18 protein-coding genes are annotated in these 23281 nt (G+C 60.6%); 13 read left to right on the top strand and 5 right to left on the bottom strand.

Going from position 1 to position 23281, the window contains the following annotated elements:
• Nucleotides 1–354 precede the first annotated feature (354 nt).
• From DMY87_RS17180 to DMY87_RS17165, 4 genes are all read right to left on the bottom strand, one after another.
• Nucleotides 355–1314 carry an ABC transporter permease gene (locus DMY87_RS17180; protein WP_110792864.1) on the bottom strand — a complete coding sequence of 320 codons (960 nt, stop codon included), beginning with the start codon at nt 1312–1314 and terminating at the stop codon, nt 355–357.
• An 8-nt stretch (nt 1315–1322) separates the two neighbouring features.
• Entirely contained in the window at nt 1323–2372 is a 1050-nt protein-coding gene (locus tag DMY87_RS17175) for an ABC transporter permease (protein WP_110792863.1), read from the bottom strand.
• A gap of 8 nt (nt 2373–2380) precedes the next feature.
• Nucleotides 2381–3880 carry a sugar ABC transporter ATP-binding protein gene (locus tag DMY87_RS17170; RefSeq protein WP_110792947.1) on the bottom strand — a complete coding sequence of 500 codons (1500 nt, stop codon included), beginning with the start codon at nt 3878–3880 and terminating at the stop codon, nt 2381–2383.
• A gap of 153 nt (nt 3881–4033) precedes the next feature.
• The gene (locus DMY87_RS17165; RefSeq protein ID WP_110792862.1) at nt 4034–5170 is read right to left on the bottom strand and encodes a sugar ABC transporter substrate-binding protein; all 1137 of its coding nucleotides are present in this window, start codon (nt 5168–5170) and stop codon (nt 4034–4036) included.
• A 687-nt stretch (nt 5171–5857) separates the two neighbouring features.
• Between DMY87_RS17165 and DMY87_RS17160 the strand changes: the two genes are divergently transcribed.
• The 6 genes from DMY87_RS17160 (at nt 5858) to DMY87_RS17135 (ending at nt 11948) form a co-directional block, all read left to right on the top strand.
• On the top strand, nt 5858–6562 hold the full coding sequence (locus tag DMY87_RS17160) for a FadR/GntR family transcriptional regulator (RefSeq protein ID WP_425353511.1): 705 nt from the start codon (nt 5858–5860) through the stop codon (nt 6560–6562).
• Nucleotides 6559–7731: a PLP-dependent transferase gene (locus tag DMY87_RS17155; RefSeq protein ID WP_110792860.1), complete on the top strand. Its 1173-nt coding sequence runs from the start codon at nt 6559–6561 to the stop codon at nt 7729–7731. Before DMY87_RS17160 ends, DMY87_RS17155 begins: the two co-directional genes overlap by 4 nt.
• A 42-nt stretch (nt 7732–7773) precedes the next feature.
• Entirely contained in the window at nt 7774–9033 is a 1260-nt protein-coding gene (locus DMY87_RS17150; protein WP_110792859.1) for an ABC transporter substrate-binding protein, read from the top strand.
• A 73-nt stretch (nt 9034–9106) separates the two neighbouring features.
• Nucleotides 9107–10030 (top strand): carbohydrate ABC transporter permease, encoded by a 924-nt coding sequence (locus DMY87_RS17145; RefSeq protein ID WP_110792858.1) that lies wholly within the window; start codon nt 9107–9109, stop codon nt 10028–10030.
• A 4-nt stretch (nt 10031–10034) separates the two neighbouring features.
• On the top strand, nt 10035–10868 hold the full coding sequence (locus DMY87_RS17140) for a carbohydrate ABC transporter permease (RefSeq protein ID WP_110792857.1): 834 nt from the start codon (nt 10035–10037) through the stop codon (nt 10866–10868).
• A gap of 12 nt (nt 10869–10880) precedes the next feature.
• Nucleotides 10881–11948, top strand: a complete 1068-nt coding sequence (locus DMY87_RS17135) for an ABC transporter ATP-binding protein (RefSeq protein ID WP_110792856.1) — start codon at nt 10881–10883, stop codon at nt 11946–11948.
• Between the two features lie 199 nt (nt 11949–12147).
• Here the strand turns inward: DMY87_RS17135 and DMY87_RS17130 are convergent, their stop codons facing one another.
• On the bottom strand, nt 12148–12927 hold the full coding sequence (locus DMY87_RS17130) for a DeoR/GlpR family DNA-binding transcription regulator (RefSeq protein WP_110792855.1): 780 nt from the start codon (nt 12925–12927) through the stop codon (nt 12148–12150).
• Between the two features lie 290 nt (nt 12928–13217).
• Between DMY87_RS17130 and DMY87_RS17125 the strand changes: the two genes are divergently transcribed.
• The 7 genes from DMY87_RS17125 to DMY87_RS17095 all read left to right on the top strand — a co-directional run bounded on the left by DMY87_RS17125 (nt 13218) and on the right by DMY87_RS17095 (nt 23278).
• Nucleotides 13218–14120 carry a phosphotransferase family protein gene (locus tag DMY87_RS17125; protein WP_110792854.1) on the top strand — a complete coding sequence of 301 codons (903 nt, stop codon included), beginning with the start codon at nt 13218–13220 and terminating at the stop codon, nt 14118–14120.
• Nucleotides 14117–16558, top strand: a complete 2442-nt coding sequence (locus DMY87_RS17120; RefSeq protein WP_110792853.1) for a GcvT family protein — start codon at nt 14117–14119, stop codon at nt 16556–16558. The genes DMY87_RS17125 and DMY87_RS17120 overlap by 4 nt, the downstream gene beginning before the upstream one ends.
• A gap of 145 nt (nt 16559–16703) precedes the next feature.
• Entirely contained in the window at nt 16704–17765 is a 1062-nt protein-coding gene (locus tag DMY87_RS17115; RefSeq protein WP_110792852.1) for a LacI family DNA-binding transcriptional regulator, read from the top strand.
• Between the two features lie 147 nt (nt 17766–17912).
• Complete coding sequence (locus tag DMY87_RS17110) at nt 17913–19181, top strand: ABC transporter substrate-binding protein (RefSeq protein WP_110792851.1); 1269 nt, start codon at nt 17913–17915, stop codon at nt 19179–19181.
• 129 nt (nt 19182–19310) lie between these two features.
• Nucleotides 19311–20207, top strand: coding sequence for a carbohydrate ABC transporter permease (locus DMY87_RS17105; protein WP_110792850.1), 897 nt, complete (start codon nt 19311–19313; stop codon nt 20205–20207).
• On the top strand, nt 20204–21025 hold the full coding sequence (locus DMY87_RS17100; RefSeq protein ID WP_110792849.1) for a carbohydrate ABC transporter permease: 822 nt from the start codon (nt 20204–20206) through the stop codon (nt 21023–21025). The genes DMY87_RS17105 and DMY87_RS17100 overlap by 4 nt, the downstream gene beginning before the upstream one ends.
• Nucleotides 21026–21034: 9 nt before the next feature.
• Nucleotides 21035–23278: a glycoside hydrolase family 2 protein gene (locus tag DMY87_RS17095; RefSeq protein ID WP_110792848.1), complete on the top strand. Its 2244-nt coding sequence runs from the start codon at nt 21035–21037 to the stop codon at nt 23276–23278.
• Nucleotides 23279–23281: the final 3 nt, after the last annotated feature.

Genomic DNA, 23281 nt, shown 5'->3' with positions numbered 1-23281 from the left:
CTTGGATCTGGCGACGCACCCGAGGGGATGTCTCTCCCACGGGAGCCGCTCTCGGACCAGCCACGCATGCTGCGCCGGAACCCTTGCGGCTAACTCTGGCACTTTAAAACCAAACACCGCGCCAATTGCAGACGACCCGCAAACCTCACCGATCAAGGGGTGCCGCATCAAAAAGGGCATACAATTGGAGCAAACCCACATTCAAAACCCGCATTCGATGTTTGGGACTGGACGGAACGCAATTTCATTGCGGCAAGATGGAAGCGCCGCTCGGCCGCCGCCTTGGCCCCCACGACCCGTCAGGTTGCACGACCTTGGACTATAATTTGCGGAGGCTACGAACCGCGTGTCCGCTCAAGACGTCACCTTTGCGGTCCTGCCATAGGCTAACAGCATGCCAATGATGACAGTGCCGTAGATGATCTGCCGGCCCGCCTCGGGCATCTGCATGATGGAGAGCACCGAGTTCAGGAGAACGATTAGCACCACGCCGACAAGCGTGCCGATGTAGCGTCCCTGCCCGCCGAGAATGCGCGTTCCGCCAAGAACAACGGCTGCAATGGCCGGCAGCAGATAGGGAAGCCCCATGCCTTGATAGGCCTTCGCCGAATACCCGGCCAGAAGCACGCCGGCGATCGCCGCGCAGACACCGGAAACCATGAATGTGCCGACGATGACCTGCCGGGTACGAATGCCGGAGAGATAGGCTGCGCCTTCGCGATTGCCCGTTGCGTAAATTGACCGTCCGAAGCCGGTCCGGGTCAGGATCACCGCTATACAGACCGACACCATTGCCCAGACGAAGATCGCAACGGGTATGCCAAGAATATGATCGGCCGCGAGAAACCGCATAAGCGGCGTTGCCTGATCTTGCGGTGCAAATCCACCGGTATGGGCAACCATGAGGCCCCGAAGAACCGAATCCACGCCCAGTGTGAAGATCATGGAGGGAATACGCAGATAGGCAACCCCCAGTCCGTTCAGGAGTCCCACTACCAGCCCGACCGCGATGCCGGTGGGCAAAGCCATGCTGCCACCGACGCTCGCCGCCATCATCGCCGAGGCCGTCAGTGTCCACGGCACGGAAAGGTCGATATGGCCAAGCAGAATTACCATCATCATACCCGCCGCAACGATGCCGAGGAACGATCCTGTCTGCAGTTGCTGCAGGAGATAATGGGGCGAAAGGAGGGGCGCTGTCCCCTGCATAGTCAGCGTATAGCCGGTGCCGATCAGCAGGATGGCAATGATGCAAAGCGAGGCAGCGATGATCGGCTTGTTTTCGGGCTGGATACTGGAAAGGAATTTGGTCATCACATCTCCTAGCGAAAGAGGTCCAGTCTGTTCTTGACTCGAAGCGTACGCAGGGCGCCGAGGCTGACCGCTGCCAGCAGCACGATGCCTTCCATCAACGGCTGGAGGAGCGGGTCAATCGAAACGATGCGGAAATAGAAGGAGATGACGCGAAGGATGCAGGCCCCGATAAGCGAGGCGATTGCACCGCCGACGCCACCCAGCAAGGATGTGCCGCCAAGCACCACCGCTGCGATGGAATTGAGCGTATAGGCGCCAGCCTGCATCACGTCGGCATTGCCGGAGGACGTCTGGATCGCCAGATAAAGGCCGCCGCAGGCGGAAAAGAAACCCGCCAAGGCGAAGGCAGCAATCTTGGCCCGGTTGATGGGAAGTCCGGACATGTAGGCCGCGCCCTCTGCTGACCCGATAGCATAGACGGTGCGCCCGGTGACCGACTTGCGGAAGGGCATCCAGACCGCAAAGGCCACGAGAATCAGAATGACGAGCGGTGTGGGGATCCACGCGAAGGGGGCAAACCATGCGGCATCCGGATCGAAGGCCTGATACGTATCAACAAAGTCCCATAGGCTGTTGGTGACAGCCCAGTTCAGGTCTCCGTCGATTTCGCCGCCCGGCTTCGGCCGGATGAAAAGGGCCAAGCCAATGGCAATGGCGCCCGTCGCCAGCGTGACGATAATCGGCTGCAGCCTCCCGTAGACGACGATGATGCCGTTGATCAGGCCGAATGCCGTGCCCGCGAGCAGAGTGATGACCATGCCGAACAGGATTTCGGCGGGTGAACCGTTGACCAGTTCGGACGCAAGACATGAGGTCAGCGTCATCACTGCACCGACGCTCAAATCCAGGCCTCCAAGCAGAACCGGCACGGTTTGAGCCATGGCGAGAAACGCTATCGCGACGGTTTCATTCGCATTCTGGACCAATACGGCTGACGAGAATCCGCGAGGGTGGAGGATATTGTAGACAAGATAGATGACCAGCAGCAGGGCGAGTGCGCCATAGAAGGCGCGGCTTTGCCGAACGCTGTTAGCCAGATTGCTCTTGAGGCTCTCCATGCCTGCCCTCATGCTGCCGTCTGCGCGCTGATGTTGAGAGACGCGGCGACAATGGTTTCCTCGTTGATCGCCTCGCCGCTAAGTTCCCTTGTGATCACGCCGTCATACATGATGGCGACACGGTCACAGCAGCCGACCAGCTCGGCATAATCGGTCGAATAAAACAGGATCGCCTTGCCCGCATCGGCGAGTTCGCGCATCAATTTGTAGATCTCCTGCTTCGTGCCGACATCAATGCCGCGGGTCGGATCGTTCAAAAGGATGACGTCCGGCTGGGTCATCAACCATTTTGCGATGACGACCTTCTGCTGGTTGCCCCCAGACAGCGTCGCCACGGCGTCGGACGCCTTGTTGACCTTGATCTGCAGTTTGCGGATGCCATCCTCGACCGCTGCCTTTTCCTTGATCCCGTTGATGAAGGGGCCGCTGCAAACCTTGTCGAAAGAGGCAGCAAGCAAGTTGTCTGCGATCGACATGGGCAGCATCAGCCCTTCCGTTTTCCGGTCTTCCGGAACCAGGGCTATACGTGTCCTACCGGTTTTGGCTTCATACGGCGAGGAAGCCGCAACAGCGCTTCCGCTGGCTTTCACGGCGCCGCCAACGCCTCTCAAAACGCCGAAAAGGGCGAGCAGCAATTCCTTCTGCCCCTGACCGTCCAGCCCGCCGAGCCCGACGATCTCTCCCTTGCCCAGGTGCAGATTGACACCTTTCAGCCGGTTCTCCCAGGAGAGGTTTTCGATCTCGAAGAAGGGCAAGGCCTGGCGCGGCGGCGGCTTGGGCGGAAAATGCGCCTCCACATTTCTCCCGATCATCATGCGCACGATCTCCTGAGAGGAGCGCTCACCTTTGGCGAAGGTGTCGACGTGACTCCCGTTTCGAAAGACAGACAGCGTATCGCAGAGCCGATCCACCTCATGCATGCGATGAGAGATGAACAGCGATGCGACATTCTCGTTCTTCAAGTCACCCAGCAGCCCGTAGACGGTCTCCACATCGCGGCTCGTCAGCGCCGAGGTCGCTTCGTCCAGGATCAGCACCTTTGGCTGCATGCCCAATGCCTTGGCAATTTCCACCATCTGCCGGCGCGAAAGAGACAGGTTGCGCACAAGCGTATTGGGGTTCACGTCTTCGCATTTGATGCGGGCGAGAAGCGCCTCGGCACGGCGTTTCTGTTCGCGCCCATTGATCAGACCGAAGCTACGCGGTGGATCGGAAATGGAAATATTGTCCGCGACAGTGAGGTCTGGCATCAGCGACAGTTCCTGGAAAACACAGACAATCCCGCATTTCGCAGCCTCTGCAGGCGACCAAAATCGCATCGGATGGCCGTTGAGGTGCATCTCGCCCCTGTCGGGCTGGAGCACCCCGGACATGATCTTGATCAGCGTCGATTTGCCTGCGCCATTCTCGCCCAGGATGGCGTGAGTGCTGCCGGTGCGGCAGGAAAAATCGACGCCGTTCAGCGCAATGGTGCCCGAGAACGACTTCGAAATTCCGCGCAAGTCCATGATCGGAATACCCGCATGGCTATTGTCGGTCACGATTTTCACTCCTCCCAATCCGCACCATGAAAAGCTCATTCAGCCGGCCCGCGGCACATAGACGGGAAACCGGAGATAAGCATGCCGGCCAGAGCCGGCATGCCTTGCCTCATGTCTGGATTAATTCGTGTCGGACTCGTCCTGCGCCATAATGGCCGGACCCGAGATATTCACGCCGCAGGGTGGGAACTCGTTGACCGTGAAAAAATTGTCCGGAAGGTTGGACCAGTAGTTCTCGCCATCTTTGAGTTCCTTGTAGGTCGCAACCGGCAGCGGAACCGAGATCAACTGCGGCATCACGTTACCCTCGAGCGCCGAGATTGCCGCCTTCATCGCGATCGCCACGAGACCGGGTGACTGGCCAATGGAAATGCCCTTGAGACCGTCAGCGGAATGCTCGGCAATGGCCTTGCGGAAGCCGTTCTCCGATTCACCGGCGATCGGCACCCAGGGATGACCGGCATCCTTCAGCGCCTGGATAACCCCGTTGGAACCGCCCTGCCCCACAACGGCATTGAACTGCCCGTGCACAGCAATCGCGTCTGCGACAACCTTCTGGGTGGTGCCGTCGTCCCAGTTGCCGACGACGGAGACCATCTCCCACTTGCCGCCATCCTTGGTGAACACCTCGTTGATGCCGATCGAACGGTCGCGATCCACGGAGTTTCCGGGCAGGCCTCTCACCTCAAGGATCTTGCCTTCCTTGACGCCCTTGGCGTGCAGTTCACCAAGCGCGAACTGACCCCACATGCGGCCCATTTCGAGCTGGTTCTCGTTCACCTGCATGACCTTGTCGGTGTCGAGGACATTGTCGAACGGAACCAGGACGACATTGTTCTTGTCGGCAAGCCGGATCACGCGATCGAAACCGTCTGGGGCAACCGCAATCGTGACGATGGCGTCATAGCCCTGATTGATGAAATCCTCGATGGCCCCAAGCTGGGCGGGCGCGTCCGTTCCCGTCGAGACGACCTTGAACTCGGCAATTTTATCCTTCACGGCCGGGTCCTGAGCATAGGCCTTGGCGGTCTTGATCATCTGAATGCGCCAGGTATTGCCGACGAACCCGTTGACGATGGCGACCTTGTAGGGGCCATCCTTCTTCGGCCATTGCATATATTTGGTGTCAGCGCTCCACGGCGCGAAGCAACCAGGTTCTGCGCCGGGACCCGACACGACTTCGGGGCCAGCGAATGATGTGCCCGCGCTCAACAGCAGCGAAGCTGTGGATGCGATCAATAAAGCCTTCAGTTTCATGCTCCTCCTCCTTGGTACCTTCTCTGGCACCCTTGTTGGTAGACGCCACCCCATGTGTGCGTCTCACGTCGCGGCCGGAAAGCCTCCTCCTTCCGGCAGCATCCCCGACCGCCAAGCCCCGAACTGCGGCAAGCCTGCATGCAGGCGCCCCTCCATTCTGACCTCAGAAGCGATGCGATCATCGGCCGGCTACCCGCGAAGTCGGGCCCGCAAGTGCTCGACACGCACGCGCCGCGACTTGCGCCTCGCCATCTCCGGACAGTTTCTGTGCCTCCCCCCCTGCAACCGCAGTTGCAGGGGCATTAACAGCCCGGACGGGTCCTGAGTCAATAATAATATTAATTATTATTAAGAATAATATTACTAATCTTTCGACTCAGCATTACCCCACCGGAGCCATCCGACAACAGCGATCCACGCGCCGTAGAAACGCCGAGGGGACCTTCATCACGCTTGATCTCCTAGGGGCCGGAACCGCGCCCGTTGCTGCGGGACCAATGTCCGCAGAATCGCGTTCGCTTGCGCGCTTTGCACCTGACGGATGGGATCAGACCCTCTGTCCCGATTCAGGCAGGGCCAGCAAACACCACAGGAAAAAACACCGTCTGAGCCAGACCGACCGCCACACACCGTTGACAACCATCAGGTCCGCTGATTGATATGATGTCAGACCAATTTGAGGTGACGATGAAGTCTGCCCTTACCCCTCTACCGCCTGCAGATCGCGGCCGACAGGTGACGGATTCGCTGGCGGCGTATATCCAGCAATCGGCGCTCGCCGCAGGCGACCGACTGCCAGCAGAGCGGGAATTGATGGCAGCGCTCGGTGTCGGGCGCTCGACCATCCGCGAGGTCATCCGCCAATTCCAGGCACTCGGGGTCATGGAGACCCGCAAGGGCAGCGGCACCTATCTGTTGAAGCCGATCACGTCGGCGACGATCCATATGCCGCTCTCGGTCAACATGGGCAGCCTGCGCGATGCGCTATTGCAGACGCTCGAAGTTCGCCGGGGCATCGAATGCGAGGCTTGCATGGCGGCGGCCCGCCGCCGCACCAAGGATGATCTTCGCCGCATCAGCGAGACGCTGGACGAAATGGAACGCGTGCATCTGGAAAAGGGCACCGCCGGCAAGGAAGATTTGGCCTTCCACCTCGCCATTTACGACGCCACCCACAATCCGCTGTTCCGCCAACTGCTCGAACAGATGCGCGAAGCTTTCGAGCGCTTCTGGGACACTCCTTTCGACCGGCCGGACTTTGCCTTCAGGTCGTTCCCCTATCACCGCACCCTCTACAACGCGATCGTCGCCCAGGACACCGAGGCGGCACGGCGCGAGACCATCAAGATCCTCGACATCGTTGAGGAAGACATCAAGGAAATGTCCAAATGATCAACGGCTCCGACCCGTTCGAGCTTGCCTCCCTCATCGTCGCCCATGACGAAACCAATGCTTTTGAGGCGGTCGTTCCGCCGATCGTGCAGACCTCGCTCTTCACCTTTGAGACCTATGACGAGATGGTCGCGACCTATCGCGGCGAGCGCAATCGCCCGGTCTATTCGCGCGGCCTCAATCCGACGGTGCGTCATTTCGAGGAGATGCTGGCCAAGCTCGAAGGCGGCGAGGATGCGCTCGGTTTCGGCAGCGGCATGGCGGCGATCTCCTCGACTGTCATCACCTTCGTCGAGCCCGGCGACCGGATCGTTGCGGTGAAAAACCTTTACCCCGATGCCTTCCGCCTGTTCGGCACGCTTTTGAAACGGATGAAGGTTGAAGTCACCTATGTCGATGGCACCGACCTCGACGCAGTGGACGCGGCCATGGCCGGTGCCCGCCTGCTCTATCTGGAAAGCCCGACCAGCTGGATCATGGAGACCCACGACGTCGCGGCACTCGCGGCTATCGCCAGGAAACACGGTGCCGTCAGCGTCATCGACAACAGCTGGGCAAGCCCGATCTTCCAGCGCCCGCTGTCGCTGGGTGTCGATATCGTCCTGCATTCCGCGTCGAAATATCTCGGCGGCCACAGTGATGTCGTGGCCGGCGTCGTGACGGGCTCGAAGACCCTGATCGACCGCATCCGCGGCGAGGCCCTGCCCTATCTCGGCGGAAAGATGTCACCCTTCGATGCCTGGCTGCTGATCCGCGGCTTGCGGACGCTTCCGATCCGGATGAAGGCGCATGAGACATCCGCGCTCGATATTGCTCGCCGGCTGAAGGCGCTCGATGTGGTCGAACAGGTCAATCATCCGGGCCTTGCCAATCAATTGCCGCCGGGCCTTTCCGGCACCTCCGGCCTCTTCTCCTTCGTCTTCCGCGAGGGCGTCGATATCAGGGCCTTCTGCGACACGCTGCAACTCTTCAAACTCGGCGTCAGCTGGGGCGGCCACGAAAGCCTCGTGGTGCCGGGCGAAGTCGTGCTGCAGCAGAAAGCCCAACCAAATTCCGCGCATGCCTTCGGCATGAACCCGCGGTCCGTGCGCCTCCATGTCGGCCTCGAGGGAACCGAGGTCTTGTGGAGGGATCTGGAGACGGCCATCGCCGCCGCCCGACTACCCTGAGCCTGTCGAACCAAACCCAAAAAGCAGTGGAGGAACTGTATAATGAAAGCCCTTTTGACAGCAGCCTTGATGAGCGCGCTGATGGCAGGGACCGCCCTTGCCGACACCACGCTCAAGCTCGTGGAAGTGATCACGAGCCCCGAACGCACTGAAACTCTGAAATCGATCGTCTCGAAATTCGAGGCGGAAAATCCAGGCACCAAGGTGGAGATCATCTCGCTCCCCTGGGGCGAAGCCTTCCAGAAATTTGCCACCATGGTCTCGGCCGGCGAAATCCCTGATGTCATGGAAATGCCCGACACTTGGCTGTCGCTCTACGCCAATAACGGCATCGTCGAGAGCCTTGAGCCCTATCTCAAGACCTGGGACCAGACGGCTGATCTCTCCGACCGCGCGCTCGAACTCGGCCGCGATGTCAAGGACACAGCCTATATGCTGCCCTACGGCTTCTATCTGCGGGCGATGTTCTACAACAAGAAACTGCTGGCCGAGGCCGGCGTCTCCGAGCCGCCGAAGACCATGGAAGACTTTGCCGAGGCGTCCACGAAGGTTTCGGCTCTGCCCGGCAAATACGGCTATTGCCTGCGTGGCGGACCGGGCGGCCTGAACGGCTGGGTGATGTTCGGCGCCTCCATGGCCGGCTCGAACGCCTTTTTCACGGAAGACGGCACGTCCACCTTCAATTCCGAGGGCTGGGTCAAAGGTCTCACCTGGCTGATCGACCTCTACAAGAACGGTTATGCGCCGAAGGATTCGGTCAACTGGGGCTTCAACGAGATCGTCGCCGGCTTCTACAGCGGCACCTGCGCCTTCCTCGATCAGGATCCTGACGCCCTGATCGCGATTGCCGAACACATGGGTGAGGACGACTACGGCGTGATGACCATGCCGAAGGGACCGGATGGTAAGACCTTCCCGACCATCGGTTATGCCGGCTGGTCGATGATGTCGGCCAGCGCCAACAAGGATTTGTCCTGGAAGCTGATCGCAACGCTGGAAGGCAAGGAGGGCAATATTGCCTGGAACAAGCGCACCGGGGCGCTTCCGGCGCTGAAGTCCGCCGAAAGCGATCCCTTCTATGCAAGCCCGCAGTTCAAGGGCTGGTTCGAGGAGCTTTCGGACAAGGATGCGGTCCCTACCGTGATGCCGACGCATCTGGAAGAATTCGCCTTCTTCAAGGATTCGCTCGTCATCAAGACCTCGCAGCAGGCGCTTTTGGGCGACATCACGCCGAAGGAACTGGCCGACCAGTGGGCCGACTATCTGACCAAGGCGCAGCAGAAGCACCTGGCGAAGAAGTAAGCTTTTCAACGACTGGGCGGGGCCTCAACGCCCCGCCCGGTCGGTCAAGCGCGAACAGACGAAAGCCTGAACGATGACATCGACCCTTCACCGGGGTGATCGGCGCACGCTGCTCAAGCGGATTGCCGATGCGTCGGACCCTTATCTTTACAGTGCGCCGGCGCTGATCCTGATCATATCGGTCATGCTGGTGCCGCTGGTGCTGGGCATTTCCTATGCCTTTCGCGACATCCAGTTGCTCAACCCATTTTCCGGCGGCTTTGTCGGCCTAGACCACTTTCGCGCCCTCGGACAGGACGCCGATTTCTATCGGGCGCTGAAGAACACGCTTTGGTGGACAGGCGCATCGGTCGCACTGCAATTCATGTTTGGGCTGATCCTCGCCCTTCTGCTCGACAAACCGTTTTACGGCAGAGGTCTCGCCCAGGCGCTCGTCTTCCTGCCCTGGGCAGTCCCGAGTTTTCTCGCCGGCCTCAACTGGGCCTGGCTGTTCAATCCGGTCATCGGCCCCCTGCCCCATTGGCTCTTTGCCATGGGCATCCTTTCCGAACCCAACAACATCCTCTCCGATCCGCACCTCGCCATGTGGGGGCCTATCGTCGCCAATGTCTGGTGGGGCATCCCTTTCTTCGCCATCACGCTGCTCGCCGCCCTCCAGGCCATCCCCCGCGATCTCTATGAGGCAGCTTCCATCGATGGTGCCGGCCCTGTCCAGCGCTTCTGGTCGATCACGCTTCCCTTCCTCGCCCCGACCATCGCGATCACCGTTCTGCTGCGCACGGTCTGGATCTCGAACTTCGCCGACCTGATCATCGTCATGACCAATGGCGGGCCGGCTGATCGCACCCAGATCGTCGCCTCCTACATCTTCACCCAGGCCTTCAAGCGGCTCGATTTCGGTTATGCCTCGGCGATCGCGCTGGTGCTGCTCGTCCTGCTGCTCGCCTATTCCATGCTGATCGTGCTGCTCAGGCAGTCGCTGTTGAACAAGGATTGAGCGCATGAGGCCGTCCCGCATTGCCCTGACCGTCGCGCACCGATTGGCGATCCTCGCCTATATCGTCGTCGCCCTCTTTCCGCTCTACTGGCTCTTGAAGGTCGCGGTCACGCCGAACGATCTGCTCTACAGCGAGGGGGTCAGGATGTGGCCGTCGCGCACAACCTTCGAGCACTTCACCTATGTGATCGCGCACAGCGCCTTCCCGACCTTCTTCAAGAACAGTCTCATTGTGGCCGGTTCGACCGCCTTCGTCGTCACGATCATCGCCTCGCTGTCGGGTTACGCGCTGTCGCGCTTCAATTTCCGGGCCAAATATTGGATCGTGGCGCTGATGCTTTTGACGCAGATGTTTCCGCTGGTCATGCTGGTGGCGCCGATCTTCAAGATCCTCTCGCCGCTCGGCCTCACCAACAGTCTGACCGGCCTCGTCGTCGTCTATTCCGCCTTCAACGTGCCCTTTGCTACCTTCCTGATGCAGTCCTTCTTCGACGGCATCCCGAAAGATCTGGAGGAAGCCGCGATGATCGACGGCGCGACCCAGTTCGTCGCCTTCCGCCAGATCATCCTGCCGCTGACACTGCCGGGGATCGCCGCCACGCTCGGTTTCGTCTTCACCGCGGCCTGGTCGGAACTGCTCTTCGCCCTGATGCTGATCTCGGGCAATGACGCGGCCACCTTCCCCGTCGGGCTCCTGTCCTTCGTGTCGAAATTCTCGGTCAATTTCGGGCAGATGATGGCAGCGGGCGTGCTTGCCCTCATCCCCGCCTGCCTCTTCTTCCTCCTCATCCAGCGCTATCTCGTGCAGGGCCTGACGGCCGGCGCGGTCAAAGGCTGAAAGGTCTCCATCATGGCTTCCATCGATATTTCCGCCATCCGCAAGAGTTACGGCCATTTCCCGGTTCTGCACGGCGTGGATCTCACCATTCGTGACGGCGAGTTCATCGTTCTGGTCGGCCCCTCCGGCTGCGGCAAGTCCACACTGCTCAGGATGATTGCGGGGCTTGAAGAGGTAACCTCCGGTGAGATCTCGATTGAAGGCCGACGGGTCAACGACCTGCCGCCAAAAGATCGCGACATCGCCATGGTGTTCCAGTCCTATGCGCTCTATCCGCACATGACGGTTGCTGACAACATGAGCTACAGCCTGAGGCTCAGAAAGACCGGCAAGGAACGGATCGCCGAAATCGTCGCCAGTGCCTCGGCCAAACTTGGGCTCGACGCTCTTTTGCAACGCCGTCCCAAGGCGCTTTCCGGCGGCCAACGCCAGCGCGTTGCGATGGGCCGCGCCATCGTGCGCCAGCCCAAGGCCTTCCTGTTCGACGAGCCGCTCTCCAATCTCGATGCGCGACTGCGCGAGCAGATGCGCGCCGAGATCAAGAAGCTGCACAAGGAACTGGGCGCAACCTCGATCTACGTGACCCACGACCAGATCGAGGCCATGACGCTCGCAGACCGGATCGTCGCCATGCATGGCGGCGTGGTCCAGCAGGTCGGCGCACCACTCGACCTCTATGACCGCCCCGCCAATCTCTTCGTCGCCGGCTTCATCGGCTCGCCCGGGATGAACTTCCTTGAGGGCCACTATGTCCTGGAGGGCGGTCAGGCCTCTGTCCGCTTTGCCAATGAGACCTCCGTTGCAGTCGAACTGCGCAAGGCTTTGGCATCCAATAGCAAGGTCACGCTCGGCATTCGGCCGGAGCATGTGGTGATCTCGTCTGCGGGGGCAATCGAAGCAGGCGTCGACCTCGTCGAGCCGACAGGCTTTGGCATCATCATGCACCTTTCGGTCCATGGTCTACCGTTCAAGATCTTCACCCTCGACCGGAGTGTCCTGAGCGCCGACCGCACCATCCGCGTCGACTTCCCGATCTCCCGACTGCACCTGTTCGACAGCGAGGGACAACGGGTCGACTAATTCGCGTGCTGGACCTCGGACGTCGTATGCCGAGCACGTGTTCCGGATGGACCGTGTGAGCGACTGCTCATCGCCGCCGAATTATGCCGCCTGATTGCGACGCTCATGAGTGATGCCAACGCGCCCGCGCTTTGATCTGCCTTTGCGGCTTAGGCTTACCCGCCCACCGAAGAGCGGGTCGCAAAGGTCTCGACAGGGTTTATCGCCGTGCTACCGCAACGCCCTGGACGAGCTGAAGCTCGACACCGGCCCCATCCAGTGCCTTGGCGACATCCTCCGGCGGCGCGCGATCGGTGACGAGGTCGGTGATGGCATCGAACCCGCAGACGCGCACAAGGCCTTCGCGACCGAACTTCGATGCATCGGTCACGACAATGGCGCGACCGCCGCGGCTCAAAACCATGCGAGCGAATTCTGCCTCTTCGAGATCATAGTCCATGATCCCCTGCGCATTGACGGCACCGGCAGAGATGACCGCATGGGTCACGGAAAAGCGGCTGACGAAATCGATCGCCGTCGAGCCGAAGGCCGCACCATTGTCGCTGCGCAGTTCCCCGCCCGCCATGTAGACCTTGTTGTCGTTGACCGTCGCAAGCGTGCGGGCGATGTCGGAGGAATTGGTCACGACGGTCAGGCGGCGATGCTTCAGAAGCTCGCGCGCAAGAAAACTGGTGGTCGTGCCGGTATCCAGCATGATCGAATCCCCGTCGCGGATGATGGATGCCACCATGGAGGCGATCGCCCGCTTCGCATCGGCATTCTCGCGCATGCGCTTTTCGAACGGTGCCTCGCCGATGATCGACGGGAGGCTGACCGCACCATGCATCTTGATGACAGCACCGTCGCGGTCGAGCGGCTTCAGATCACGCCGCACCGTTTCAAGGGAAACGCCAAGCGCCGCAGCAAGATCGGTAATCGTGATCGTGCCCTCACGTTCGACGAGACGCAGGATGTCGCGATGTCGTTTCGATGGCGCCATGGCTGCAGCTTCCCCTTCCCCAAATCCGCCACCCAAAGCGGCGTATTCGGGCATAAAAACACAAAATACCACAAATGAACATTGACATTTCCCTGTGCCCCATCTGACATTACGTCCAGCACCGGCAGCACAAGATGGGAAAACCACAGGGAACGTTGCCGAGGCCAAAACCGCGCCCGAACGGGCGATCACAGGTTCACTGGGAGACGTCGCATGCGTGAGGCTGAACCGGCTGTCAGAACTGTGCTGCCCGACGAATTCAGGCGGGCCGCAGCTGTGAGAACAGCGCCATGACCTCCATCGACCGCCGCACAGAGGACCGCATTCACCGTCTCTCCTGCTGGAACGGATCGATCTCGATAGAAGCCCTGCATGGGGGCTTGAGCAATGAAAGCTATCTTGTGAGCGATGCGTCCGGGCGCCACGTGGTGCGCCTCGGGGTCGATTATCCCTTCCACCATGTCTCGCGCGACCGCGAAACCATGACCGCGAGGGCCGCCCATGCCGCCGGCTTCGCACCGAAGGTGGAGCATTCCGAGCCCGGCATCATGGTAACGCAGTTTCTGACCGCGCAGACGCTGACCGGGGCCGACATCGCTACCCGCAGCGATCAGATCGCGTTGATGCTCAAGCGTTTCCACCAGGAAATGCCGCATCACGTGACCGGCCCTGGCTTCATGTTCTGGCCATTCCATGTGGTGCGCGACTATGCCCGCACACTCGATGCAGGCAACAGCCGGATGCGGGCGGAACTGCCCCGATACCTTTCTCTCGCGGCCGAACTTGAAGCAACCCAGGCACCGCTGCCAATCGTCTTCGGCCACAACGATCTCCTGCCGTCGAACATCCTCGATGACGGCGTTCGCCTCTGGCTGATCGACTTCGAATATGCAGGCTTCTCGACTGCCATGTTCGACCTCGCCGGCGCCACCTCCAATGCCGGGCTGTCGCCGGATCAATCTGAAGCCTTCTTCAACGCCTATCTGGGCTCGGAACCATCCGCCGAACTGGGCCGCGCCATGGCCGCCATGCAATGCGCCTCGCTGCTGCGTGAGGCCATGTGGAGCATGGTGTCCGAACTTTACCTCGATGCGCCGGGTGCCGACTATGTCGGCTACACGGCGGATAACCTGAAGCGTCTCGATGAGGCGCTCGACCACTATCATTCCATCTATGGGAAACAGACATCATGACGCTGCCTACCCACGCCCAGATCGTCGTCATCGGCGGCGGCATCATCGGCTGCTCGACCGCCTATCACCTTGCCCGCGATCACAAGGCGGATGTGATCCTGCTCGAACAGGGCAGCCTCACCTCCGGCTCGACCTGGCACGCGGCCGGCCTCGTCGGCCAGTTGCGCTCGTCGGCGTCGATCACCCGCGTACTCAAATATTCTGTCGATCTCTACAAGGGGCTGGAGGCCGAGACTGGCCTTGCAACCGGCTGGAAGATGACGGGGTGCCTGAGGCTCGCCACCAATCAGGATCGCTGGACGGAGTTCAAGCGGCTGGCGACCACCGCCGGCAGCTTCGGCATGGAGATGCATCTCGTCTCGCCGGAAGAGGTCAAGCGCATGTGGCCGCTGATGAATGTCGACGATCTCGTCGGCGCCAGCTGGCTACCGACCGACGGTCAGGCCAGCCCCTCCGACATCACCCAGTCGCTGGCCCGCGGTGCGCGCATGCATGGTGCGAAGATCGTCGAGAATGTCCGCGTCACCGGTTTCGAGATGAAGGACGGCCGGATCCTGAAGGTGAAGACCACGCTTGGCGACATCGCCTGCGAAAAGGTGGTCAATTGCGGCGGCCAGTGGGCACGCCAGATCGGCGCCATGGCCGGCATCAATGTGCCGCTGCAGCCGGTCAAACACCAGTATATCATCACCGAGAAGATCGAGGGCCTATCGACAGATGCGCCGACCATCCGCGACCCGGATCGCCGCACCTATTTCAAGGAAGAGGTCGGCGGCCTAGTCATGGGCGGCTACGAGCCCAACCCACAGCCTTGGACGACGGGTGACGTGCCGGACGAATGGGCCTTCCGCCTGTTCGACGACGACTTCGACCATTTCGAGCAGCATATGATGCAGGCGATCGACCGCATCCCGGCGCTGGAAAAGGCCGGCGTCAAGCAGATGATCAACGGGCCTGAGAGCTTCACCCCCGACGGCAATTTCATTCTGGGGGCAGCGCCCGAATGCAAGAACATGTTCGTCGGCGCCGGCTTTAACGCCTTCGGCATCGCCTCGGGTGGTGGCGCCGGCTGGGTGCTGGCGCAATGGGTGGTCGATGGCGAGGCGCCGCTTGACCTCTGGGTCGTCGACATCAGGCGCTTTGCGGGCTTGCATCGCGATCGGCAATGGGTGCTTGACCGGACGCTCGAGGCCTATGGCAAACACTACACCATCGGCTTTCCGCATGAAGAATATGAAAGCGGACGGCCGCGTCTCGTCTCGCCCCTCTACGAGCGGCTTAAGAGCCATGGGGCGGTGTTCGGTTCGAAGCTCGGCTGGGAACGGCCGAACTGGTTTGCGCCTGCCGGTGTCGAACCGAAGGACGTCTACTCGATGGGGCGGCAGAACTGGTTCGCACCCGTTGGTGATGAGCATGCCCATGTCCGGGACGCAGTCGGCGTCTTCGACCAGTCCTCCTTTGCCAAATTCGAGCTGTCGGGTCCCGATGCACTGAAGGCGCTCGACTGGATCTGCGCCAATGACGTGACAAAGCCGGTCGGGCGACTGACCTATACGCAGCTTCTCAACACGCGTGGCGGCATCGAGGCGGACCTGACCGTGGCCCGCATCGCCGAGGACCGCTTCTATATCGTCACCGGCACGGGCTTCCGTACCCATGATTTCGGCTGGATCGCGGATCACATTCCCGCAGGCCTTAACTGCCATTTCTCGGACATCACCGAGGAGTGGGGCACACTCTCCCTGATGGGACCAAAGGCGCGAGACGTGCTGGCGAAGGTGACGACGGCTGATGTCTCCAATGCAGGCTTCCCGTTCGGGCAGGTTCGTGATCTCCAGATCGGCGGCGTTGGCATCCGGGCCCTGCGCATCACCTATGTCGGCGAACTGGGCTGGGAACTGCATGTGCCGATCCACGCCCTCGGCGAAGTGTTCGATGCGCTGATGGCAGCCGGTCGGGATCATGCGATCAGACCAGTCGGCTACCGTGCGCTGGAATCGCTGCGGCTGGAGAAAGGATACCGCGCCTGGGGTGCGGATATCACCCCGAACGACACCCCCCTTGAGGCTGGCCTTGGCTGGGCGGTTAAGCTTGCCAAGGGCAGTGACTTCCCCGGCAGGGCCGCACTTGAACGGCAAAAAAGCGAGCCTTTGAAAAAGAGACTGATGGGGTTCACCGTGGCGGACAAGGATATCGTGCTGGTCGGTCGCGAAACAATCCTGCGCAATGGCGAGCCGGTCGGCTACCTCACCAGCGGTGGTTACGGCTACACGATTGGCAAGAATGTCGGCTATGGCTATGTTCGCAATGCCGAGGGCGTGTCTGACGACTTCCTCCGAAGCGGCACATATGAACTCGTGGTCGCGGCCGACAGGACACCCGCCGAGATCGCCTTCGGCCCGCTGGTCGATCCCGCCATGGCCCGCGTCAAGGCCTGATCCGCAAAACGTTTCATGCCTTTGGGGTGGTCGCGTTCAGACAGCGCTCCACAGTTTGGAAAATTTCCGAGATAGCGCAGGTAAATATTTTCTTGAGATTTCCTCGCCAGGCTTCCATAAGCTGATGGCGAGGAGTTGTCGTGCCATGGTCACAATCAAAGAAATCGCCAAGGCGGTCGGCGTGTCGTCCGGCACGGTGTCGCGCGTCCTGAACTATGACCAGACTCTCTCGATCTCCGAGCCGAAGCGGCAGGCGATCATCGAGACAGCCGAAGCTTTGAATTATGCGACACCTCGGGCGCGGCGCAATGCCCAGCTTCCACCGCTGCAGATCGCCATGGCAAACCATGCGGATGTCGCAGCGCGGATCGCCGTCATCCACTTTCTCGCCCCGAACGAAGAACTCGTCGACCCCTATTATGTCGGCGTTCGCCTCGCGATCGAGGCGCGCTGCCGCGAATACAAGATCGAGATCGCCAAAGTCTTCAATCCGGATGTGCCTGTCGACCTCTCTTTGCTGGCCGGGCTTTCTGCGGCCATCATCGTCGGCCACCACCCCCGCGCGGAAATCGAGGCCATGGCCCGGATTTGCCCGCAGCTGATCATGGCCGACTACAATCCCCGTATGCCGCAATTCGACTGTGTGCGCGCCGATCTGGGCGAGGCGACCGTCAACATTCTCGACAGTCTGGATCAGGCCGGCTACCGCCGGATCGGCTTTGTCGGCGGCTACGAACTGATGGACAACGACGCCCTGATGCATGGCGAGCAGCGGTGCAAGGCCTTCATCGAATGGCACGAGGCGCACGGGCGCTATCGGCCGGAATTGCTGGCACTCGGCCAGAGCGAGCGCTTCGGTCAGAACCTGCGCCTGGAAACGGGTTACCAACAGGCCCGCACCCTGCTGGCGCTGCCCGAGCGCCCCGATGCCATCGTCGCGGCAAACGACAACATGGCGATCGGAACCTATCGGGCAATCCAAGAAGCCGGGCTTTCGATCCCGAATGATATCGCCGTTGTCGCCTTCAACGACATTCCCGTTGCCCAGTTTCTGGTGCCGCCGCTGTCGACCATGCGCATTCCGGGAGAACTCATCGGAGAGGCCGCCGTCGACCTGATGGTCGAGCGGTTGAACGGCCGTGACTATTCCAAACATGTCACGATCCCGACGCAGATGGTGTGGCGCGGCAGCGCACGCAAACCCTGATTGAAGGTTCGGTTTCGATTCCAGTCACTTACCGCACTGCAAAAAATATTTAGTAAAAATTTTCTTGGCTGTCCCTGGTTTTTCGGGAATAGTGACGGCGAGGCAGGGGATGAGGCTGCCGCGTTCAACGTCATAAGGGAGGAACACATGGATTATTCTCGCGTGCTCAAGCGCTCCGTCTCGGCCGCGCTGACGGGTGCAGCACTTCTGTGCAGCACGGCCGCCTTTGCCGGTGAAGTCACCGTCTGGTGCTGGGACCCGAACTTCAACGTCGCGATCATGAAGGAAGCGGCAGCCCGCTATACCGCCAAACATCCGGAAACGACCTTCAACATCGTCGACTTCGCCAAGACCGACGTCGAGCAGAAACTGCAGACGGGCCTTGCCTCCGGCATGACCGACACGCTGCCGGATATCGTCCTGATCGAGGATTACGGCGCACAGAAATACCTGCAGTCCTTCCCCGGCTCCTTTGCCGCGCTGACCGACAAGATCGACTACTCCGGCTTTGCCAAATACAAGGTCGACCTGATGACCCTCGAAGGCCAGGTCTATGGCGTGCCCTTCGATTCCGGTGTCACCGGCCTTTACTATCGCAAGGACTACCTCGAGCAGGCCGGCTACAAGGCCGCCGATATGGAGAACCTGACCTGGGACCGCTTCATCGAGATCGGCAAGGACGTCAAGGCCAAGACCGGCCACGAAATGATGGCGCTCGACACCAATGACGGCGGCCTGATCCGCATCATGATGCAGTCCGCCGGCCAGTGGTATTTCAATGCTGACGGCAGCCTCAACATCACGGGCAATGCAGCACTCAAGGCAGCCCTCGAAACCCAGGCCCGCATCGTCAAGGAAGGCGTTGCCAAGCCGACAAGCGGCTGGAACGACGGCATCAATGCCTTGACCTCCGGCGACGTCGCCTCGGTACTGATGGGTGTCTGGATCACCGGTACGGTCAAGTCGCAGGCCGACCAGTCCGGCAAATGGGCGCTGACTGCCATCCCGAAACTGTCGATCGACGGCGCAACTGCCGCCTCCAACCTCGGCGGCTCCAGCTGGTATGTTCTCGACGCTTCCGCTGAAAAAGATGAGGCCATCGACTTCCTCAACGAGATCTATGCCAAGGATCTGGACTTCTACCAGAAGATCCTCACCGAGCGCGGCGCCGTCGGCTCGCTTCTTGGCGCCCGCACCGGCGAAGCCTACCAGAAGGCCGATGATTTCTTCGGCGGCCAGACGGTTTGGCAGAACTTCTCCGACTGGCTCGTCCAGGTGCCGGCCGTCAACTACGGCATCTTCACCAACGAACTGGATACGGCCGTGACGGCCAACTTCCCGGCGCTGGTCAAAGGTACGTCCGTTGATGACGTCCTGAAGGCGATTGAAAGCCAGGCTGCCGGCCAGATCCAGTAATCCGATCCCACAGGGGCTCTGTCCAGTGATCGAGCCCCTGTCCTCCCGGAGACGTGCGGCGCAAGCGCCGCGCGCCTTCGCGTCGCATAACAAAGTTCAGTGACCACTGATCGGGTTCGGAAACACCGCATGGCCAGCACATCCAGATCCAGCCTGAGGCGCTATTACGACGTGAACGGATGGCTGTTCGTGGCGCCTGCCATCGTGCTCATCTCGCTTTTCATGCTCTATCCGATCCTCCGCTCACTCGCGCTGTCCTTCTATTCGGGCCGCGGGATGATGCTGAAATTCTCAGGCACCGGTAACCTGGCACGGCTCTGGAACGACCCGGTCTTCTGGCAGGCTCTGGAAAACACGGTCATCTTCTTCATCGTGCAGGTGCCGATCATGATCACCATGGCGCTGATCCTGGCAGCCATGCTGAACAATCCCAAGCTGCGTTATTCCGGCCTCTTCCGGACGATGATCTTCCTGCCCTGCGTTTCCTCGCTGGTCGCCTATTCCATCCTGTTTAAGAGCATGTTCTCGCTCGATGGCGTCGTGAACAATGTGCTCCTGACGATCGGCCTCATCGGACAGCCGATCGAGTGGCTCACAGATCCCTTCTGGGCCAAGGTCCTGATCATCATCGCGATCACCTGGCGCTGGACCGGCTACAACATGATCTTCTACCTGGCCGCCCTGCAGAACATCGACCGTTCAATTTACGAGGCAGCGAAGATCGACGGTGTGCCGTCCTGGGGTCGCTTCGCCTTCCTGACGATCCCGATGCTTAAACCGGTGATCCTGTTCACCACGATCACCTCGACGATCGGGACGCTGCAGCTGTTCGATGAGGTCTACAACCTCACCGAGGGCAAGGGCGGACCGGCCAATGCAACGCTGACCCTTTCGCTCTACATCTACAATCTCACCTTCCGCTTCATGCCGAATTTCGGTTATGCGGCGACCGTCTCCTATGTCATCGTGCTGATGGTGGCGGTTCTCTCCTTCGTGCAATTCTACGCCGCGAAGGAACGCACATGATCTCGACGCTTCGCCGCCGCCTGCCTGACATCGTGCAATATGCCGTGCTGTCGCTCGCCGCCTTCCTATCCGTCTTCCCGTTCATCTGGATGGTGATCGGTGCGACCAATACGACGAGCCAGATCGTGCGGGGCAAGGTGACCTTCGGCACCGCGCTCTTCGACAACATCGCGTCTTTCTTCGCTCAGGTGGACGTGCCGCTGGTCTTCTGGAATTCGGTGAAGATCGCGCTGGTGGGCACCGCGCTGACGCTGCTCGTTTCCTCGCTTGCCGGCTACGGCTTCGAGATGTTCCGCTCCAAGCTCCGCGACCGCGTCTACACCGTGATCCTGCTGACCCTGATGGTGCCTTTTGCGGCCCTGATGATCCCGCTCTTCATGATGATGGGTAAAGCGGGGCTGATCAACACGCATGTGGCAATCATGCTGCCGATGATCGCGTCTGCCTTCATCATCTTCTACTTCCGCCAGGCCTCGAAAGCCTTCCCCACCGAGCTTCGCGATGCGGCCAAGGTGGATGGGCTGAAGGAGTGGCAGATCTTCTTCTACATCTATGTGCCGGTGATGCGCTCGACCTATGCGGCGGCCTTCGTCATCGTCTTCATGCTGAACTGGAACAACTATCTCTGGCCGCTGATCGTCCTGCAATCGAACGACACCAAGACGATCACACTCGTCGTCTCGTCGCTCGCCTCGGCTTACGCGCCCGAATACGGGACTGTCATGATCGGCACAGTCCTCGCCACCCTTCCCACCCTTCTCGTCTTCTTCGCCATGCAACGACAATTCGTGCAGGGCATGCTCGGCTCCGTGAAATAGGATTTATCAATGCGCATTATCGAGACCCTCAACAGGAACTGGACCTTCCTGGCCGGCTTCGAACCATCCTTCGCCGCAACCCGCCAGCCGGGCGAAAGCGTCCAGCTTCCCCATACGGCGGTCGAGCTGCCCTACAACTACTTCGACGAGAAGAGCTATCAGAAGGCTTTTACATACCAGAAGGTGATCGCCTGGGATCAGCGTTTCGAGGGGCGCGAAGTCTCGCTGGTTTTCGATGGGGCCATGGCGGACAGCGTGGTCTACTTGAACGGCGTGGAGATCACCGCGCACAAGGATGGTTACACCCCCTTCGAAGCGCGGCTCACGCCGCATCTCAAAGCCGGCGACAACCTGCTCACCGTGAAGATCGACGGTTCCGAGAACCCGGAGATTCCGCCCTTCGGCGGCGTGATCGATTATCTGACTTATGCCGGGATCTATCGTGATGTCTGGCTCAAGGTGACGGCGCCCGTATCGATCGCCAACGTCAAGATCGAGACGCCGGACGTGCTGGCCGAGACGAAGCAAGTGACGGCACGGGTGTGGATCTCCAATCCGACGAACCAGACGCTGTCCGGCAAGGTCACCGCAGTTCTCAAAGACAACGCGGACGCGGAAATCGCAAGAACGGAGGCGGCCGTTTCCGGAGCAGAGGCCTCGCTCGGCTTTTCCGGCCTTCAGGGCATCACGCTCTGGGATATCGACAATCCCGCGCTCTATCACCTCTCGGTGACGCTTGAGACAGCAGCCGGGACCGATGCAGTCACGAACCGTTTCGGCTTCCGCGCGGCGGAATACACCATCGAGGGCTTCAAGCTTAACGGCCGTGTGGTCAAGCTTCGCGGCCTCAACCGTCACCAGGCCTGGCCACATCTGGGTTACGCCATGGGGCGGCGGGGCCAGGAGAAGGATGCCGATATCCTAAAGTTTGACCTCGCCTGCAATATCGCCCGCACCTCGCACTATCCGCAGTCGAAATATTTCCTCGACCGCTGCGATGAGATCGGCCTGCTTGTCTTTGAGGAAATCCCCGGCTGGCAGCATATTGGCGGGGATGCCTGGAAGGCCGAGTCCGTGCAAAACGTCCGCCGCATGATCGAACGTGACTGGAACCACCCCTCGATCATCATCTGGGGTGTACGCATCAACGAGAGTCAGGATTCCCACGATTTCTATGTCGAGACGAATGCCATGGCGCGTTCGCTCGACACCACCCGCCAGACCGGCGGCGTACGCTACATCACCGATAGCGAACTGCTCGAAGACGTCTATACGATGAACGACTTCATTCTCGGCATGGAAGAGCTGCCGGGACACAATCGCGAACGGATGGCACTGCGCGACCAGCGCGAGGTGACCGGGCTCGACCGCAAGGTGCCTTACATGATCACCGAGTATGGCGGCCACATGTATCCGACCAAGCGCTTCGACCAGGAACAGCGGCAGGCGGAACATGTCGGCCGTCACCTGGCGATCCTGAATGCGGCTGCCGGCGATCCCTCGATCTCCGGCTCCACCGGCTGGTGCATGTTCGACTACAACACCCATAAGGATTTCGGCTCCGGCGACCGCATCTGCTATCACGGCGTCACCGACATGTATCGCGAGCCGAAGTTCGCCGGTTACGCCTATGCTTCGCAGGGCGACCCGAAGGACGGGGTCGTGATGCAGCCGGTCAGCTTCTGGGCGCGCGGCGAGCGCAATATCGGCGGAGTCCTGCCGCTCCTCGTGCTGACCAATTGCGACTATGTCGAAATCCGCATGGGCCAGATCGTCAAGCGGATCGAGCCCGACATCAAGACCTACCCGCACCTGCCACATCCGCCCTGCGTTCTCGATCGCAGCATGGTGACGCCGGAAGAATTTGGCGAATGGGGCATGACCTGGCGGGATGGCGAACTCGTGGGCTTTCTTGACGGCAAGGAAGTGATCCGCCGCCACCTGCCGGCAGATCCGGTTCCGACAGTGCTCGACATCGCTGCTGACGATACGGAACTGAGGGCCGGTGAGAAGGACACGGTCCGCGTGATCCTTCGGGCTCTCGACCAGGGCGGCAACGTGCTGGGCTTCTTCGATGATCCGGTCGAGATCTCGCTCGAAGGTCCGGGCCGGATCGTCGGGCCCACGCTCCTCTCCTTCAAGGGCGGCGCCGTCGGTGTTTATGTCGAAGCCGGAAATGATGCCGGAAGCTTGACCCTGTCGGCGACTTGCCGTCCCTTCGGGACCCAGCGCATCACCTTCAACGTCGGCTGAGGA

Origin of the sequence: Peteryoungia wuzhouensis, assembly GCF_003205195.1 — a bacterium.
GTDB classification, from domain to species: Bacteria; Pseudomonadota; Alphaproteobacteria; order Rhizobiales; family Rhizobiaceae; genus Allorhizobium; species Allorhizobium wuzhouense.
Note: the sequence above shows the minus strand (reverse complement) of the source record. Positions and strands in the feature narration are given on the sequence as shown.